Source organism: Streptococcus infantis, from assembly GCF_047460875.1.
Lineage (GTDB): Bacteria > Bacillota > Bacilli > Lactobacillales > Streptococcaceae > Streptococcus > Streptococcus infantis_AA.
Genome location: NZ_JASHFI010000004.1, coordinates 116,318 through 133,031, shown reverse-complemented (window position 1 = coordinate 133,031; position 16,714 = coordinate 116,318). Strand labels below are relative to the sequence as shown.

At 38.0% G+C, this 16,714-nt stretch carries 15 protein-coding genes; 11 read left to right on the top strand and 4 right to left on the bottom strand.

All coding sequences use genetic code 11. The features are described 5' to 3' along the window. The 7 genes from QM887_RS04645 to nrdI form a co-directional block, all read left to right on the top strand. On the top strand, positions 1–416 hold a 416-nt coding region (locus tag QM887_RS04645; protein ID WP_414270735.1), incomplete at its 5' end, for an IS3 family transposase. Between the two features lie 576 nt (positions 417–992). After that, positions 993–2,549: a DUF2971 domain-containing protein gene (locus QM887_RS04640; protein ID WP_414270734.1), complete on the top strand. Its 1,557-nt coding sequence runs from the start codon at positions 993–995 to the stop codon at positions 2,547–2,549. A gap of 1,095 nt (positions 2,550–3,644) precedes the next feature. Beyond that, complete coding sequence (locus QM887_RS04635) at positions 3,645–4,259, top strand: YesL family protein (RefSeq protein WP_414270732.1); 615 nt, start codon at positions 3,645–3,647, stop codon at positions 4,257–4,259. Beyond that, a complete protein-coding gene (locus QM887_RS04630; protein WP_414270737.1) occupies positions 4,237–5,910 on the top strand; it encodes a sensor histidine kinase in 1,674 nt (557 codons plus the stop codon). Before QM887_RS04635 ends, QM887_RS04630 begins: the two co-directional genes overlap by 23 nt. A gap of 2 nt (positions 5,911–5,912) precedes the next feature. Then, positions 5,913–7,199, top strand: coding sequence for a response regulator (locus QM887_RS04625; protein WP_414270731.1), 1,287 nt, complete (start codon positions 5,913–5,915; stop codon positions 7,197–7,199). Positions 7,200–7,260: 61 nt separating this feature from the next. After that, positions 7,261–7,788: an ABC transporter permease gene (locus QM887_RS04620; protein WP_075229748.1), complete on the top strand. Its 528-nt coding sequence runs from the start codon at positions 7,261–7,263 to the stop codon at positions 7,786–7,788. A gap of 73 nt (positions 7,789–7,861) precedes the next feature. Further along, positions 7,862–8,329, top strand: a complete 468-nt coding sequence (gene nrdI / locus QM887_RS04615) for a class Ib ribonucleoside-diphosphate reductase assembly flavoprotein NrdI (RefSeq protein WP_414270730.1) — start codon at positions 7,862–7,864, stop codon at positions 8,327–8,329. Between the two features lie 451 nt (positions 8,330–8,780). Here nrdI and QM887_RS04610 read toward each other — a convergent pair whose 3' ends face one another. After that, entirely contained in the window at positions 8,781–9,029 is a 249-nt protein-coding gene (locus tag QM887_RS04610) for a MarR family transcriptional regulator (RefSeq protein WP_414270728.1), read from the bottom strand. 552 nt (positions 9,030–9,581) lie between these two features. Beyond that, entirely contained in the window at positions 9,582–11,270 is a 1,689-nt protein-coding gene (argS, locus tag QM887_RS04605) for an arginine--tRNA ligase (protein ID WP_414270727.1), read from the bottom strand. Positions 11,271–11,411: 141 nt separating this feature from the next. Between argS and argR the strand changes: the two genes are divergently transcribed. Next, positions 11,412–11,858, top strand: a complete 447-nt coding sequence (argR, locus tag QM887_RS04600) for an arginine repressor (protein ID WP_414270725.1) — start codon at positions 11,412–11,414, stop codon at positions 11,856–11,858. A gap of 47 nt (positions 11,859–11,905) precedes the next feature. Next, a complete protein-coding gene (gene mutS, locus QM887_RS04595; RefSeq protein ID WP_414270723.1) occupies positions 11,906–14,440 on the top strand; it encodes a DNA mismatch repair protein MutS in 2,535 nt (844 codons plus the stop codon). Between the two features lie 40 nt (positions 14,441–14,480). Here mutS and QM887_RS04590 read toward each other — a convergent pair whose 3' ends face one another. After that, entirely contained in the window at positions 14,481–14,939 is a 459-nt protein-coding gene (locus tag QM887_RS04590) for a DUF3021 domain-containing protein (RefSeq protein ID WP_414270721.1), read from the bottom strand. Beyond that, on the bottom strand, positions 14,936–15,376 hold the full coding sequence (locus QM887_RS04585; RefSeq protein WP_414270720.1) for a LytTR family DNA-binding domain-containing protein: 441 nt from the start codon (positions 15,374–15,376) through the stop codon (positions 14,936–14,938). Before QM887_RS04585 ends, QM887_RS04590 begins: the two co-directional genes overlap by 4 nt. Before the next feature lie 343 nt (positions 15,377–15,719). On the opposite strand from QM887_RS04585, the gene rpsL reads away from it, so the two are divergent. Then, a complete protein-coding gene (gene rpsL / locus QM887_RS04580) occupies positions 15,720–16,133 on the top strand; it encodes a 30S ribosomal protein S12 (protein ID WP_001142332.1) in 414 nt (137 codons plus the stop codon). 19 nt (positions 16,134–16,152) lie between these two features. After that, positions 16,153–16,623: a 30S ribosomal protein S7 gene (gene rpsG / locus QM887_RS04575; protein ID WP_000087873.1), complete on the top strand. Its 471-nt coding sequence runs from the start codon at positions 16,153–16,155 to the stop codon at positions 16,621–16,623. Positions 16,624–16,714: the final 91 nt, after the last annotated feature.

Sequence of the window (16,714 nt, the reverse complement as noted above, 5' to 3'; positions counted from 1 at the left end):
TTTTAGATGGTTTCAACAGCGAAATCATCGCTTATCATCTTTCTACTTCACCGAACTTGGAACAAGTGAAGAGCATGTTAAAACAGGCCTTCACAGAGAAGTACTATGAGAATACGATTCTCCATAGCGATCAAGGCTGGCAATACCAACACGATTCTTATCATCGGTTCCTAGAAAGTAAGGGAATTCGAGCATCTATGTCACGTAAGGGCAACAGCCCAGACAACGGCATGATGGAATCTTTCTTTGGCATTTTAAAATCCGAAATGTTTTATGGCTATGAGAAAACCTTTAAATCACTTAATCAATTGGAACAAGCTATTGTAGACTATATCAATTACTACAACAACAAACGAATTAAGGTAAAACTAAAAGGACTTAGTCCTGTACAATACAGAACTAAATCCTTTGGGTAAATTAATTGTCTAACTTTTTGGGGTCAGTACATTTTAAGCGTTTTTTCTTTTTTTCAATTTCAATACATTTCACTATATTTCAGTTCAATCTCTACCTTTTTCTCTACCTTTTTTTGCTTCTAATTTTGTTGATTTATGACCAATAGGAAAATATTGCTTATTCGTGGAACAAAAATAAACTCACTGATGAACAGGCTTGAAAAAAGCAGAATTAAAACTTTTGTTAATAGAATAAAAATATAGATTCAATATCTCTAAAGTCTACTGATAGCAAACTACAGATTTTATATAGAAATGTGAACCCTCTAAAACGAGATAGATATTTAGAAATACTTTTTTTAGATAAAATTTTTTATTTTATAAATGAATTACGATTAACATTATTTTTAATTTCTAGCTTTATTAATATCATAAAATGATATATAATAAAATTATCAAATTGATAATATAAAGGAACAAGTGTTATATGCCTGTTAAAATATATTTTGCTCAAAAAGATGCTTCTCAAGAAAACTTTACTTATGACGATAAGAATGATGCCACTTTTTGCTTTTTCTTTCAAGAAGAAACGAACAGATGAAAAATTTTGTTCTATATTTATATTATAAAGATAATAATAATAAATTGAGAATCAGAATTCTCGGTATTCTTCATTTGTTTTTTTTAGATGATACAGATTATGATTATCTTTTACCTGGTGAATATCAGAATTTCGAGAAATTTAATCTCGAAAAAAAGGTATATTCACTTGGAACAAATCCTCTCTACTATAAGTTTTTGAAACGTAGTGGTAAAGGGTATGGGAAGTTTTTAAATGGACTTGGAGATATTATATTTACAAAAGAAAACTTTGATAATTTTTTGAACGATTATGGAAGTGAAAAATTTTCGAAAAATAAAAAAGGTACGATTGCAAATTTTTTATTTGATCTATCATCTTTAATATTTAATACTGATAATAAAGCAAATTATTTGATGTTATCTGAATCGATAAAATTATATGAGGACCATCAATTTGCTATAGATTATAAAATACTTTATGATAGTTTTTTTGATGACCTTAGTTCTGTAATGTTAGCTGAGGACTTCTTAGATTTTACTCAAAAACATATTTATGAAGGGAAAGGGGAATATTCGGATTTCGCAGAAATTATAGAAAGAATTAAAAATAAATATACAAGTGAGTCTATAAAAAAGAAACTATTAAAATTAGATGAGTTTGTTAATCAAGCTTATGAAAAAATCGAAAGTATTAAAAATTTTTTAAAAATCGATAGAAATTTTTTACAAGAAAAGAAAATCTACTTAGGACATTATACTTCAATGTCTACACTAAAAATTTTGTTAGAGAGTCAAAAGAATAAAATTTTTCAAAAAATGAGAAATGATGATAGTATAAACAATGAAGATTTAACTAGTCAGGACAAAGGTGATTACTTAAGGCTAACAAATTCTAGATTAATGAATGATCCGTTGGAAGGAAAAGTAATCACGAACTTTTTAGATAGTTCATATCATCAGAAGGATTTTTTACCATCCCATATTTATATGATGAGTCTCACACCGAATGTTGACATTCTTCCAATGTGGCAACAATATGGGGACAATGGGGAAGGTGCCTTTATCAGATTGAAGAATAATTTTTTAGAAAAAATAGTTTCTGATTCTCAAGCAGATATCTATCGAGTTTGTTATCTTAGTTCAGATGGTGAAGTACATGTAAGTCATATGGACAAACCAGATGAAACATCATTAAAAAGTATGTTAGAAGACTTGAAAAAAACATGCAAAAAAATAAAAGGAAGTAGAAAGGACAAATATCCTGAGGTTATTTCTAATATTCAACAAGATATAAGTTTTTTATTTAAAACGGTCGACTATTCTTATGAAGAGGAGTACAGAATTGTACTTTCTGATCCTGATAATTTAAAATTTGAGATTGAATGTAAAGAGAAAGAAGGTTACCCATTTCCATTTTTGTATACATATTTGAGTGATGTAGATAATGATTCTAGTAAATATAGTGAGGTTATTATTGGGCCTAAAGCAATAGATATCGATTTTATAGGTCCATATATTAATTATTTAGATCCGGAGATAGATATAAGCTTATCAAAGATTCCATATAGATAAAGAGTATAGGAAATATTAAGTTATGTTTTATAGAAACATTAGGTTTGATAAAAGCAGAATAGGTTAATTTTTTATTTCCTACTTAATCTGTTGCAAGATATACATGATAGTGAGAATAGTTAAAATATAGAAGATATTTCCCTTTTTTCAACGACTTAAATCAAATTTTCTCAAATTATAAAATATAATGGAGTGTATAAAAGTCTATTATAGAGAAGTCTTGAAATATAGTGAAACCCATACTTATCAAACCAGGTTTTCAGGTTGATAAAGAATTTTTGGAAAATCTAGGTATTATATGAATCTCTCCCTTTTTTACGCAGACAGTTATAAAGTCTATCAGAATAAGCTTTGTAAGAGTATAAGTTAATTTTTACAGAAGCTAAGTAAGCATTCAATACGAATCAATACAGAAGAAAAACGCTGATTTTAAGCGTTTTTTCTTTTTTCCAATTTTCATACATTTCACTATATTTCAGTTCAATCACTACCTTTTTCATTCTCTTTTTTCGTTTCTAATTTGGTTTATTTTCTCAACTTGTTATTTATTTTCTCAATGTACATTTTGGCAGAAAAAAAGAATACAGGACAAACAAATTCCTGTATTCTTAAAATAATTTAGAACAGATATGTTAATAAGTAAGCGACTAATAAGATTATATCACAAATTATTCTCCCGCTTTTTGCATGTTGTTTGAACAATTTATCAGAGAAAAGATTCAATACAAGAGCAATACACACCAACGTAACTCTTAAAGTAAAAATACTCATGATTCATACTCCTTTCGTTATTTTATAAAGCCAATAATTGATTTGAATAGTAATTATTTAATCTGCAAAGATGTTTAACTTTTCTGAAACCCTCTTTGGTCATTAATCGGTATCTCTATCTATCTTTACTATAGTACAAATACCTTTATTAAACAACTATATACTTATTTATTTGTACACCTTTGACAAGGATGGATGCTTACTCCGGACTTGTTACTAAAAAAGTAGCGAGTTTAACTCTCGCTATCTTTTCTTTCCTCTTCTTTTTTGAGAGCGCTTGAAATATGTTATAATAGTTCTAGATTATTTTTTAGGAGGCAAACCGTGGGAAATTTCATTGAGCTAGTCTTTCATCGTTTCTTTTTGGGGATGATAGCTACAGCTTATTTTTGGTTATTGACACTAGCAGGAGGTGTGGTTTTTGGTATTGCGCCAGCTAGTGCGACTCTCATGAGTTTATTTGCAGAACACGGCTATTCTTACCGTGCTTATCGTTTTAAGGAAGCTTGGACTCTATATAAGAGTAATTTTATTAAAAGCAATCTCAGTTTTTATACCTTTTTTGGACTTGATTTGCTCTTGATTTATGGTTTGTATCTGATGGTTCAATTGCCGCATCAGACCATCATCCACTTGGCAGCAACCTTTCTAAATATCTTTCTGTCAGTCTTGGTATTTTTAGCCTATGCAGTGTCTTTAAAATTGCAGGTTTACTTTGAATTATCCTACAAAAATACTCTAAAGCTTGCCTTCATCGGAATTTTTATGAGTCTATCAGCTATGGCTAAGATTCTTCTTGGAAGTGTCTTGTTAGCCATCATTGCCTTCTACATGCCGGCTCTCATCATTTTTGTGGGAATTGGAATGTGGCATTTCTTTATTAGTGATTTATTGGAGCCCGTTTATGAAAACATTCATGAAAAATTGGCGTCCAAATAGAATGAAACAGTTTTGGCTTCATTCGCTCCTTCGAACCTATAGCTGGGTGATGATTGTCATCATTGCCAGTTTTGCCCTTTTGATTTCCTATGTAAACTGGGATAATCGCGAAAAAGAAGCGGAGCATGTTACCCAGCGGGTTTTAACACGGACAGTGAATGAGGTTGAATATTATTATCGTGAGTCAGCTCGTTTAGCTCAAGATTTAGTAGAAAATCAGGCACGCATCGAAGGGATTTATAAGTACTTTAGCCTCAGCACCCCCGATTATTTTTATTGGCAACTAGAGCGTAAGGCATCGCCTTATATTTCGGTATCCATCTATGAAAATATCGATGATCTCTATGTGCGCAATGATTTTGTAACAGGCGTAGCCATCGTTTTACAGGATTCGACAGAAGTTTATGTCTCCAAAAGAGACAATCGTAGTGGCTATAAACTACCTGCTGAAGGTTTCAAGCCAGAAGCTAATAGTTTTGCCATCCCAGTATCGGACCCAGTATCAGACCTGCCTTTAGGTGTGATCTACATTTCTGTGACTTCTGATGTTTTTTATAAGGCTATTGACAATACCAGAGGAACCATTCCCATCGCTGTGACCATTACCTCCCCTTTTGAAACGGATATGTTTCATCTGGGTGAAAAAAGTGATCGTGAAAATTGGTTGCTTGCTGTAACATCGCATGGCTATCAGGTTCAAGTAGCTGTTCCTAGAGATTATGTACTTAGTGGCAGTATGGCTAGTTCAGGCATCATCCTTGCCCTCAGTGCCCTCTTTATCGTCATTTTATATGCGACTTTGAAGAAGACATTCTCCAAGTATCAAGCACAAGTTGTTGACCTAGTGGAGACAATCCATGATATTGCGCAAGGCGAGCAAGGTAAGCGGATTGATCTTACCAAAAAGGATCAGGAGTTGCTTTTAATTGCGGAAACGACAAATGATATGTTGGACCGACTGGAGAGAAATATCCACGATATTTACCAGCTGGAGCTTAGTCAAAAAGATGCCAATATGCGGGCATTGCAAGCTCAAATTAATCCGCATTTTATGTACAATACCCTCGAATTTTTACGAATGTATGCAGTCATGGCAGATCAGAATGAATTGGCAGATATTATCTACGAATTCAGTAGTCTCTTGCGCAACAACATCTCTGATGAACGAGAAACGACGCTCAAGCAAGAAGTAGAGTTTTGTCGCAAATATAGCTATCTCTGTATGGTTCGCTATCCCAAGTCAATCGCCTATGGCTTTAAAATTGATCCCAAGCTAAAAGAAATGCGGATTCCAAAATTTACCCTCCAGCCCTTGGTGGAGAATTATTTTGCCCATGGAGTTGATCACAGAAGAACGGATAATGTTATCAGTATAAAGGCTTTGAAACAAGAGGGCTATGTCGAAATTTTAGTGGTGGATAATGGTCGCGGGATGTCTGCTGAAAAATTAGCAGAAATTCAAACTAAATTAGCCCAAAGAACGTTTGAACACACAGTGGATTATAGTGGAAAACGACAGTCCATCGGTATCGTCAATGTTCATGAACGTTTTGTTCTCTATTTTGGGGACCGCTATAACATTAGTGTAGAATCAATGGAACATCAAGGTGTTCGTTATCGAATTACTATTCAGGATGAGGAGAAAGGATAAAGATGTATAAAGTACTATTAGTGGACGACGAGTACATGATTACCGAAGGTCTCAAGCGTTTGATTCCTTTTGAAAAATGGGATATGGAAGTCGTTGCTATAGCCAATCATGCTGACGACGCTCTTGACTATGTCCGAGAACATCCTGTGGATATTGTGATATCTGACGTCAACATGCCTGACAAAACAGGACTTGAAATGATTCAGGAAATGAAGGACTTGTTGCCAGATGCTTATTATATCCTACTATCGGGCTATCAAGAATTTGACTACGTCAAAAAAGCTATGAATCTCAGCGTGGTTGATTATCTGGTTAAACCAGTCGATAAGGTTGAGCTGGGACATTTACTTGAAAAAATCGTCACTCAACTTCGTGAGAAGGTTCAAGAACCAGAAATTTTGAGTCAGCAACTGGATGAGGAAGCATTCAAGACTCATCTCACCCAAAAAGAAAACTGGTGGATTGGGCTTTCAAAAGAAAAACAAGGGGATTTTGTCATTCCCTACTATGTTCTAGGTCAGGACTGGCAAATCGTCCTTGCAGATCAGGAATTTGAGGGTTTGCTAGTCATGCCTTTTGAAGCTCCTTATCAAATCAACTTTGAAAAGTGGAAGCGTGATGTTGAAAAGACTCTCTTTTATGGATCGGTCAATTTAGATCAGTCTGAAAGTCTCTTTTCTTACTACGAACCTATCTATCGGGTGATTATTCAAGGAAATCTCCAGCAAATTATTGATGAATTGACCTTGCTTGAGAAGATTGTCTTAGAAAATACACCGAGAGTATCTATCACAAAGCAGCTCTTTACCCAGTTTGTCATGGATGTCTTCCATCTTTTTGAACATTTGAAAGCAGACGATATGACAGATATTGTCAAGAACATTCATGCTATTACAACTTTTGAGGATTTAGTCGCTTATACCAAGGAAACCTTGACATCCTTCTTCGGCCAATATCGAATGAATGAAAATGTGGTCAGTGTACTTGAAGTTATTGGTAGAGATTACCAAAAAGAGCTTTCTCTCAAGGATATCAGCAAGGATCTCTTTATCAATCCTGTTTATTTGGGGCAGTTGATCAAGAAGGAAACCAATTCCACCTTTGCAGAGCTTCTCAATAAGCAACGTATCAAGGCAGCTCAGCAGCTCTTGCTATCTACAAATGATAGTATTGAGGATATCTGCTATACGGTTGGATACAGTAATGTAGGTTATTTCTATAAGGTTTTTCGAAAACTGTGTGGGAAGTCTCCTAAAGCCTACCGTAAACAGGTGGAAACGAACTTGTAACAGTTGTTCTCCTTCGTAAAATATGCTATAATAATTAAAAAAATATGAGGAGGTTACTTTTATGAAAAAGAAACCAATCTATCTTTGGGTGTTGCTGATTTTATCAGCCTTACTCTCAGCAATATCGCTATTTGGGCTCATCTCTCCAGTACCTACTGCAGAAAGTATGGGTAATATTGAGTCGTCAGGTGTAGATGCTACTTATGCTAAGGAACTGATTGCCTACACGATTAAAGTAACTGAACATGCCCATTCAATTTTTAACATGATTTTAGTTGTCTTATCAGCTATTTTAGTTGTGGTTGCTTTGGTCTTCCTCGTTCGTAAAAACATCCAGTTGGCTAATTATGCCTATATCGGCTATGTCTTTCTAGCTATCCTTGGTTCTATCTACAACTTTGTAGGAGTCCAAGATGCACTTTCACTTTTTACAGACCCTAACGTCCGTATGGGAGCTGAACTAGGTGCTAAAGGCTCTGCTATTTTTGGGGTTGTACTCAATGTTATCTTCCTAGCAATCGTCTTCTATAAGATGTGGCGTCAGCAGAAAGAATTAACAGAAGCTCAAGAAGAGGAAGAACTTGCCTAAGAGTTGACAAAGCATAACTATCAAGATACAATCTTGGTAGTTATTTTTTATGATTCAAAAAAAGGAGGAGAAAATGAAAAAAATTTCCTTAGTCTATATCAGTCTGAGCGGAAATACGGAGAGTTTCGTTACACGTCTGAAGGCCTACCTATTAGAACAGTATGAGAACATCGAAGTAGAAAAAATTCATATTAAAGATTTGGTCAAGGAAGGGGAAGACTTCTTTGAAATGACCAATCCATATGTGGCTTTTCTACCGACTTATCTAGAAGGTGGCAATGGTGTTGATAATGGTGATGTGGAGATTTTGACCACTCCAGTAGGGGAATTTATTGCTTACGGTGACAATGCCAGCAAGTGTTTTGGTGTTGTAGGATCCGGTAATCGTAACTTTAACAACCAATACTGTTTGACGGCTAGACAATACAGCCAACGCTTTGGTTTCCCTGTATTGGCTGACTTTGAGATGCGTGGAATGCTGGGAGATATTAAAAAGGTTGCAGGGATTATCGCAGAACTCTATGAATTAGAAGCTTTGTAAGAGGCCAGATTTTCTGAGGAAGAGTTTTGTTCTATGAATAAAGGATTTACTTAAAAAGGGAACAATCGAAATGAGTAAACTACAGAGATCATTTTTAAAGTATATAAAACGAAAACCAAGCTTCAAGGATATTATGCTATGCAGTGCCTTGCTACTCTTAGAGTTCGCTCTGTTGCAGTTCTCCAAGAAATTTCTTGATGAAAGTTTGTCAGCATACGGAACTATGGCATCACTAGGGATTGTTATACTGGTGGGAATCTTAGTTCTCCGGAAAAAATGAGAGTGGGACAGAAATCGGTAATTCATTAGAATTCGATTTCGTAGTCTCACCTCCGCACAGTTGAGTAGGGTTGTAAAAGCTGATGAAATCAGCGTAGTAGAGCCCACTCAACCACTGCGTCTTGCTCGACAATCCAAAGACAATTGAGAGGCTAGGACTACTGTCCCAGCCTCATTTTCTGATGTCTTCCACAATTTCCTTTGAAATCATGATTCCCAAACGATATCCCTTGTTGATGTAGTCTATGACATCGTTGATGTTTTCTGTTGTTTGAATTTTTTCCTTGATAGTAGCTCGAAAAGTTTCATCCTTTAAAAGCTGTTCTTGTAGAAGGCCTTGTAGTTTTTCCTTTTCGTATTTGTTGATGAGAAAAAGAACGACAAGACTGATGACAACTAAAATATAAGCATATTGGCTCATAAAGTCTCTCCCTGTGTGATAAAGAAGTTAATAACAAGAGAAAAGAGAGTGGGACAGAAATCGGTAATTCGTTAGAATTCGATTTCGTCGTCCCACCTCCGCACAGTTGAGTAGGGCTGTAAAAGCTGATGAAATCAGTGTAGTAGAGCCCACTCAACCACTGCGTCTTGCTCGACAATCCAAAGACAATTGAGAGGCTAGGACTTTTGTCCCAGACTCTTCAAGTAATGACAATATAAAATCAGGCAGACGATAGCTAAGCTAAAATAGTGGTTGTTCTGCCCCTGACTCTAGTACCAAACCAAGATCCGTAATCTAAACAAATCGATGTTATTTTTTAGATGAATTAGTAAAGTGTTTAGGTAAATCGCCCGATAGCGATTACCGTCAAGAGACTAGGAACTTTAGTTCCAGTTACTTTAAGATTACGACGTTTTAGGACATAAATCGATCATATTTATGTCCTAAAACTAGTGAAGCGCCTAGCCAAAGTCCCAATAGGATTTGGCGTTAGTTACTTAGATTGCTTTGCAATCAAGTAACTTTGGCGAATCACATCTTCTCTGGTGCCTCTACACCCAGCAAACGAAGTGCTTCTTTGAGGACAACTGCTGTTGCATAGCTAAGAGCTAGGCGGCTGTCGCGTTCTGGACTTTCATCCAAAATACGAGTGTGAGCGTAGTATTTATTGAAGGCTTGAGCCAAGTTGATTGCATATTTAGCGATAAGAGATGGGTCATAGTTATCAGATGCACGCTTGATGACACGAGCAAAATCTTGAAGCAATTTGATGATTTCCCAGCTCTCAGGATCATTCAAGCTATAGTTGGCATCTGCTTCAGGTTTGAAATCCGCTTTGCGTAAGATAGATTGGATACGAGCGTATGCGTATTGGACATAAGGACCTGTTTCCCCTTCGAAGGAAACCATTGCTTCAAGGTCAAAGTCATAACCGTTTCTACGGTCAGTTTTAAGGTCGTAGAACTTCACGGCTCCAACACCAACAGCTCGAGCAACTTGCTCCTTGTTTTCAAGGTCAGGATTTTTCGCTTCGATTTGAGCCTTGGCACGGCTGATAGCTTCTTGAAGTGTTGGTTCAAGAAGGATGATGTTTCCTTTACGAGTTGAAAGCTTTTGACGGTTCTTAGTAACGAGACCGAAGTCAACGTGAATCATGTCATCGCTCCAGTCAAATCCCATTTTCTTCAAGACAGCTTTTAGTTGTTTGAAGTGGTTAGACTGCTCTTGACCAACAGCATAGACGTTCTTAACAAAGTTATAAGTGCGCGCACGGTAGATAGCAGTTGCGATATCACGGGTGATGTAAAGAGTAGCACCATCAGATTTTTTGATCATAGCTGGTGGCAATTCAAAATCGTCCAGGTTAACGATGCTAGCACCACGAGATTCTTCAAGCAAACCTTTTTCTTCAAGGATTTTGACAGCTTCATCCATCTTATCATTGTAGAAGGCTTCTCCGTTTAGGCTATCAAATTCAACACCCAAGAGTTCATAGATGCGGTTGAATTCTACTAAACTTTCATCACGGAACCATTGCCACAATTGAGTAGCTTCTGGATCGCCATCTTCCAATTTTTTAAACCAGAGACGTCCTTCGTCATCAAGTGTTTGATCAGTTTCGATTTCAGCATTGATACGCACGTAAAGTCTCAACAGTTCGTCAATCGGATTGGCTTCGACAGCTTCTTTGCTACCCCATTTTTTGTAGGCTACCATAAGAAGACCGAATTGTTTACCCCAGTCACCAAGGTGGTTGATTTTGATAGTGTTGTAGCCCATTTTTTTGAAGATGTTTGAAAGGGCATCACCGATAACTGTTGAACGCAAGTGACCAACAGAGAATGGTTTTGCAATATTTGGACTTGAAAGGTCAATGGTGATATTTTGCTCTTGGCCTTCATCTTGTTGAGCGTAGTCAGAACCTTTTTCGATGATTTCTTTGATAACCGCTCCAGAAATTTCAGACTTATCAAGGAAAAAGTTTACGTAAGGACCAGTCGCAACAACTTTTTCAAAGGCTTGGCTATTAATTTTTTCAGCAATATCTGCTGCAATCATTTGAGGTGCTTTACGCTCTACTTTTGCTAGAGAGAAGGCTGGGAAGGCGATATCTCCCATGTCAGAGTTTTTTGGTTGTTCTAGTAAATTGAAAATAGCCTCTTGATCCAGGCTATCAATGACGCTAGCCAATTCACTAGCGATCAATTGTTTTGTATTCATTATAGGCTCCTTTGGACTTTTCTTCTATTTTATCACAATTTTAAAGAAAGACGAAATTTTTTTTGAAATATTCGGTTTTTTTGGTATAATGTTCTTATTAAATAGATGAAAATGTTATAAATATTCACTCGAGAGGATGTTATGAGAAAAAGAGAACGTCATCAGTTGATCAAGCAGATGATCACTGAGGAGAAGTTAGGAACTCAAAAGGAGATTCAAGATCGTTTGGAAGCACGCAATGTTTTTGTGACACAAACGACCTTGTCGCGTGACCTTCGTGAACTTGGCTTGACCAAGGTTAAGAAAAATGATATGGTCTACTACGTACTAGCAAATGAGACAGAGAAGATTGACCTGGTTGAGTTTTTATCCCATCATTTAGAAGGCGTGGCAAGAGCTGAGTTTACCTTAGTTCTTCACACTAAACTGGGTGAAGCCGCGGTTTTAGCCAATGTTGTCGATGACAACAAGGATGAATGGATTTTAGGGACAGTTGCGGGTGCTAATACCCTCTTGGTGATTTGCCGAGATCAGCATGTTGCTAAACTCATGGAAGATCGTTTGTTAGATTTGATGAAGGATAGATAAGGTCTTGGGAGTCTCTCTCAAGACTATTTTTAACAAGGAGAGAATGGATGATGACAGAAAAATTATCACCAGGTATGCAACAGTATGTGGATATCAAAAAACAATATCCAGATGCTTTTTTGCTCTTTCGTATGGGTGATTTTTATGAGTTGTTTTACGAAGATGCAGTCAATGCTGCCCAGATACTAGAAATTTCACTAACCAGTCGCAATAAGAATGCTGACAATCCTATTCCCATGGCTGGAGTTCCCTATCACTCTGCCCAACAATATATCGATGTTCTAGTTGAGCGTGGCTACAAGGTTGCCATTGCTGAGCAGATGGAGGATCCTAAGCAGGCTGTTGGTGTTGTAAAACGCGAGGTTGTTCAGGTCATTACACCTGGTACAGTCGTCGATAGTAGTAAGCCAGATAGTCAAAACAACTTTTTGGTAGCCATCGACCGTGATGGTCAGCAATTTGGTTTGGCATACATGGACTTAGTGACGGGAGATTTTTATGTGACAGGCTTATTGGATTTTACCCTGGTCTGTGGTGAAATCCGGAATCTCAAGGCCAGAGAAGTTGTCATTGGCTATGCCTTAACCGAAGAGGAAGAACAGATTCTCAGCCGTCAAATGAATTTGGTGCTTTCCTATGAGCAAGAATCATTTGAAGACATACATTTGCTGGATCCACGCTTGGCACCTGTTGAACAGGCTGCCAGCAGTAAGCTACTTCAGTATATTCATCGGACTCAGATGAGGGAATTGAACCACCTCAAACCTGTTATCCGCTATGAAATCAAGGATTTCTTGCAGATGGATTATGCGACCAAGGCCAGTCTGGATTTGGTTGAGAATGCCCGTTCAGGCAAGAAGCAAGGCAGTCTTTTCTGGCTTTTGGATGAAACCAAAACAGCTATGGGCATGCGTCTTTTGCGCTCTTGGATCCACCGTCCCTTGATTGACAAGGATCGTATCCTTGAACGTCAGGAAGTTGTACAAGTCTTTCTGGATTATTTCTTTGAACGCAGTGATTTAACAGAAAGCCTCAAGGGAGTCTACGATATTGAGCGCCTTGCTAGTCGCGTTTCTTTTGGGAAAAGCAATCCTAAAGACCTCTTGCAATTAGCGACTACCTTGGGAAGTGTTCCACGAATTCGAGCAATTATAGAAGGAATGGAGCAACCAGCTCTAGCTTATCTAATTGAACAACTAGATGCTATTCCTGAGTTGGAAAATCTCATTAGCGCAGCCATTGCTCCAGAGGCACCTCATGTGATTACCGAAGGAGGTATTATTCGGACGGGCTTTGATGAGACTTTGGATAAATACCGTCGTGTGCTGAGAGAAGGAACCAGCTGGATAGCTGAGATTGAGGCTAAGGAAAGAGAAAACTCTGGCATCCATACGCTCAAGATTGATTACAATAAAAAAGACGGTTACTATTTCCATGTGACCAACTCACAGCTAGGTAATGTTCCAGCCCACTTTTTCCGTAAGGCCACGCTGAAAAACTCTGAGCGTTTTGGGACAGAGGAGTTAGCGCGTATCGAGGGAGAAATGTTAGAGGCGCGTGAGAAATCAGCAAACTTAGAGTACGAAATTTTTATGCGGATCCGTGAGGAGGTTAGCAAGTATATCCAACGCCTGCAAGCCCTAGCCCAAGGAATCGCCACTGTCGATGTCTTACAAGGCTTGGCAGTGGTAGCAGAAAATCAACGCCTGATTCGTCCAGAGTTTGGGCAAGAGTCGCAAATTGATATCCAAAAAGGTCGTCATGCTGTTGTTGAAAAGGTCATGGGAGCGCAAACCTATATTCCTAATAGTATCCAGATGGATGAAGATACTAGCATCCAGCTGATTACAGGGCCTAATATGAGCGGGAAGTCAACCTATATGCGCCAGCTAGCTATGACAGCAGTCATGGCGCAGATGGGATCTTATGTTCCAGCTGAGAGTGCTAGTCTTCCTATTTTTGATGCTATCTTCACTCGTATTGGGGCAGCGGATGACTTGGTTTCCGGTCAGTCAACCTTTATGGTCGAGATGATGGAAGCTAATAATGCTATTTCTCATGCGACTGAGCATTCTCTCATCCTTTTTGATGAGCTAGGCCGTGGAACGGCAACTTATGATGGCATGGCCCTAGCCCAAGCGATTATCGAGTATATCCATGAACATATTGGTGCCAAGACCCTCTTTGCGACACACTACCATGAGTTGACTAGTCTGGAGTCTAGTTTACAACATTTGGTAAATGTCCACGTGGCTACGCTGGAGCAAAATGGCCAGGTTACCTTCCTTCACAAGATCGAAGCAGGACCAGCAGACAAATCATACGGTATTCACGTAGCTAAGATTGCAGGGTTACCGACAGATTTGCTAGTAAGGGCAGATGCAATATTAACGCAATTAGAGAACCAAGGTCAGGAAAGTCCTGCTCCAATGAAACAAACACATGCAGTTTCTGAACAAATTTCCCTATTTGACTCGGTGGAAGAAAATCCTATCCTAGCAGAATTGGCTAAAGTAGATGTGTACAATATGACACCGATGCAAGCCATGAACCTCTTGTTAGAATGGAAACAAAAATTATAAATCAAAACCCACTCAGTCCTGTGAGTGGGTTTCTGTTGCATTATTTCTTCTGAGCCAATAGTTGATTGATGTGTGCAACTTTTTTAGATTCTCTCTTGTAGAGAACAATCCAGATGATGAGGTAGACGATTGCAAACTCTGGGATGAGTTGAAGGATGAAAGTCCAGTGAAGTGGGAACCATCCTGCTAGGATTGCTAGAGGTACAAAACCTAGTAACATAAGGAAGAAGTGAGTGACAGTCGCACGAAGAAGGCTCCAATCTTGAGCGAATAGACGACCGCCAAAACTAAAGAGGACTCCAATCGCTGCCCAGATAAGCAGACAGTAAAGTAAGACGAGTGATCCATGCACCTGATGTTGGGTCATGAATTGACCAATCAAAGAGTTGGGGCTGAGAGGTGCGTAGTTGCTTGGTGAGTGGATAAAAGAAAAGATAATAGATAGGATGAGGCCGACGAGGATACCAGTTGTGGCATCGTGAAATACTTGTTTTTTCATAGTTCTAATTTCTCCTTAATAGCTTTGAGGTAACGGCGAGATGAGTAGGTGAAACTGTCGTTTTTAAGATAAATTTCAATCAAGCCGTTAGAGGTTAGTTTTAGATGACTAATTGCATCAATGTTGACAATTTCCGATTGGGAAATTTGGATAAAGGAAGCAGGTAGAATTTCACTTGCTTGGTAGAGACGAATGTCAAGTGCATAGGTTTGGCTATCCGTTTCGGCCAGAACCTTACGATTTTCAATGTATACACGCTGAATCTTGCTAATCTGAATCAAGTAGACCTGGTCTTGGTATTTTCCTTTAAGAGTTTCTTTTTGTTCAAGATTTTGTACAAAGTCCTGAACCTTTTGAATTTTTGAAGACAAGGCAGGTGCTTCTATGATGATTTGCTCTTCGGTGTATTGCTGATCAATATCAAGTCTGACTTTCATAATTTCTCCTTTATAAAGTTGTAATAGAGATCTCTTGCTTACAAATCTATTAAACACCATTTTTTTGACAATTACAAGAAGCTTTGTCTATGTGGTCGGTTGAAGAGTCTATCTGGTAGGTGACCGTTTTCAAAGAGATTTTAGAGTAAAGAAGTCAAAAAATAAGAAGAAATATATTGACAAAAATAGAAAAAAAGTGGTACAATGTTAGACGGTACTTTTTACTTTTGGTCTCTCAAGAGTGTACAGGGACGTGCTGACAAATGTTGCAAAAGTACACACAGATGATAGCTGTCACCAAGTGTATCATCACCAAAAATAAAAAAAACACAGGAGAATGTAGATGCCTACAATTAACCAATTGGTTCGCAAACCGCGTAAATCAAAAGTAGAAAAATCTAAATCACCAGCTTTGAACGTTGGTTACAACAGTCATAAAAAAGTTCAAACAAACGTTTCTTCACCACAAAAACGTGGTGTAGCAACTCGTGTTGGAACTATGACACCTAAAAAACCTAACTCAGCCCTTCGTAAATTTGCTCGTGTACGTTTGAGCAACCTTATTGAAGTTACTGCCTACATCCCAGGTATCGGACACAACTTGCAAGAGCACAGTGTGGTGCTTCTTCGTGGTGGACGTGTAAAAGACCTTCCAGGGGTACGTTACCATATCGTCCGTGGTGCACTTGATACTGCAGGTGTTAACGATCGTAAACAAGGCCGTTCTAAATACGGTACTAAACGTCCAAAAGCATAAGGAAAGGGGATAAAGAGAAATGAGTCGTAAAAATAGAGCTCCAAAACGTGACGTATTGCCAGATCCGCTTTACAATTCACAATTAGTTACTCGTCTTATCAACCGCGTTATGCTTGATGGTAAACGTGGTACAGCTGCTTCAATCGTTTACGGTGCTTTTGAGCAAATCAAAGAAGCTACTGGTAACGATGCACTTGAAGTATTTGAAACAGCTATGGAAAACATCATGCCTGTACTTGAAGTACGTGCACGTCGTGTTGGTGGATCTAACTACCAAGTCCCAGTTGAAGTTCGTCCAGAACGTCGTACAACACTTGGACTTCGTTGGTTGGTAACAATCGCTCGCCTTCGTGGTGAACACACAATGCAAGACCGTCTTGCAAAAGAAATCTTGGATGCTGCTAACAACACTGGTGCAGCAGTTAAGAAACGTGAAGACACTCACCGTATGGCTGAAGCTAACCGTGCCTTCGCACACTTCCGTTGGTAAAATCATGATGCTAGGAACGGCAAGGATGCAAAGTGAAAATAGGAAACTGACGCAGTATTCGACGAATACAAGGAAGTTTATCTTTTTCACA

Excerpts from the sequence above, each read along its gene's own strand:
- QM887_RS04640 (WP_414270734.1), top strand. The coding sequence starts at position 993 with ATGAAAAATTTTGTTCTATATTTATATTATAAAGATAATAATAATAAA.
- QM887_RS04630 (WP_414270737.1), top strand. The coding sequence starts at position 4,237 with ATGAAAAATTGGCGTCCAAATAGAATGAAACAGTTTTGGCTTCATTCG.
- QM887_RS04625 (WP_414270731.1), top strand. The coding sequence starts at position 5,913 with ATGTATAAAGTACTATTAGTGGACGACGAGTACATGATTACCGAAGGT.
- QM887_RS04620 (WP_075229748.1), top strand. The coding sequence starts at position 7,261 with ATGAAAAAGAAACCAATCTATCTTTGGGTGTTGCTGATTTTATCAGCC.
- nrdI (WP_414270730.1), top strand. The coding sequence starts at position 7,862 with ATGAAAAAAATTTCCTTAGTCTATATCAGTCTGAGCGGAAATACGGAG.
- QM887_RS04610 (WP_414270728.1), bottom strand. The coding sequence starts at position 9,029 with ATGAGCCAATATGCTTATATTTTAGTTGTCATCAGTCTTGTCGTTCTT.
- argS (WP_414270727.1), bottom strand. The coding sequence starts at position 11,270 with ATGAATACAAAACAATTGATCGCTAGTGAATTGGCTAGCGTCATTGAT.
- argR (WP_414270725.1), top strand. The coding sequence starts at position 11,412 with ATGAGAAAAAGAGAACGTCATCAGTTGATCAAGCAGATGATCACTGAG.
- mutS (WP_414270723.1), top strand. The coding sequence starts at position 11,906 with ATGATGACAGAAAAATTATCACCAGGTATGCAACAGTATGTGGATATC.
- QM887_RS04590 (WP_414270721.1), bottom strand. The coding sequence starts at position 14,939 with ATGAAAAAACAAGTATTTCACGATGCCACAACTGGTATCCTCGTCGGC.
- QM887_RS04585 (WP_414270720.1), bottom strand. The coding sequence starts at position 15,376 with ATGAAAGTCAGACTTGATATTGATCAGCAATACACCGAAGAGCAAATC.
- rpsL (WP_001142332.1), top strand. The coding sequence starts at position 15,720 with ATGCCTACAATTAACCAATTGGTTCGCAAACCGCGTAAATCAAAAGTA.
- rpsG (WP_000087873.1), top strand. The coding sequence starts at position 16,153 with ATGAGTCGTAAAAATAGAGCTCCAAAACGTGACGTATTGCCAGATCCG.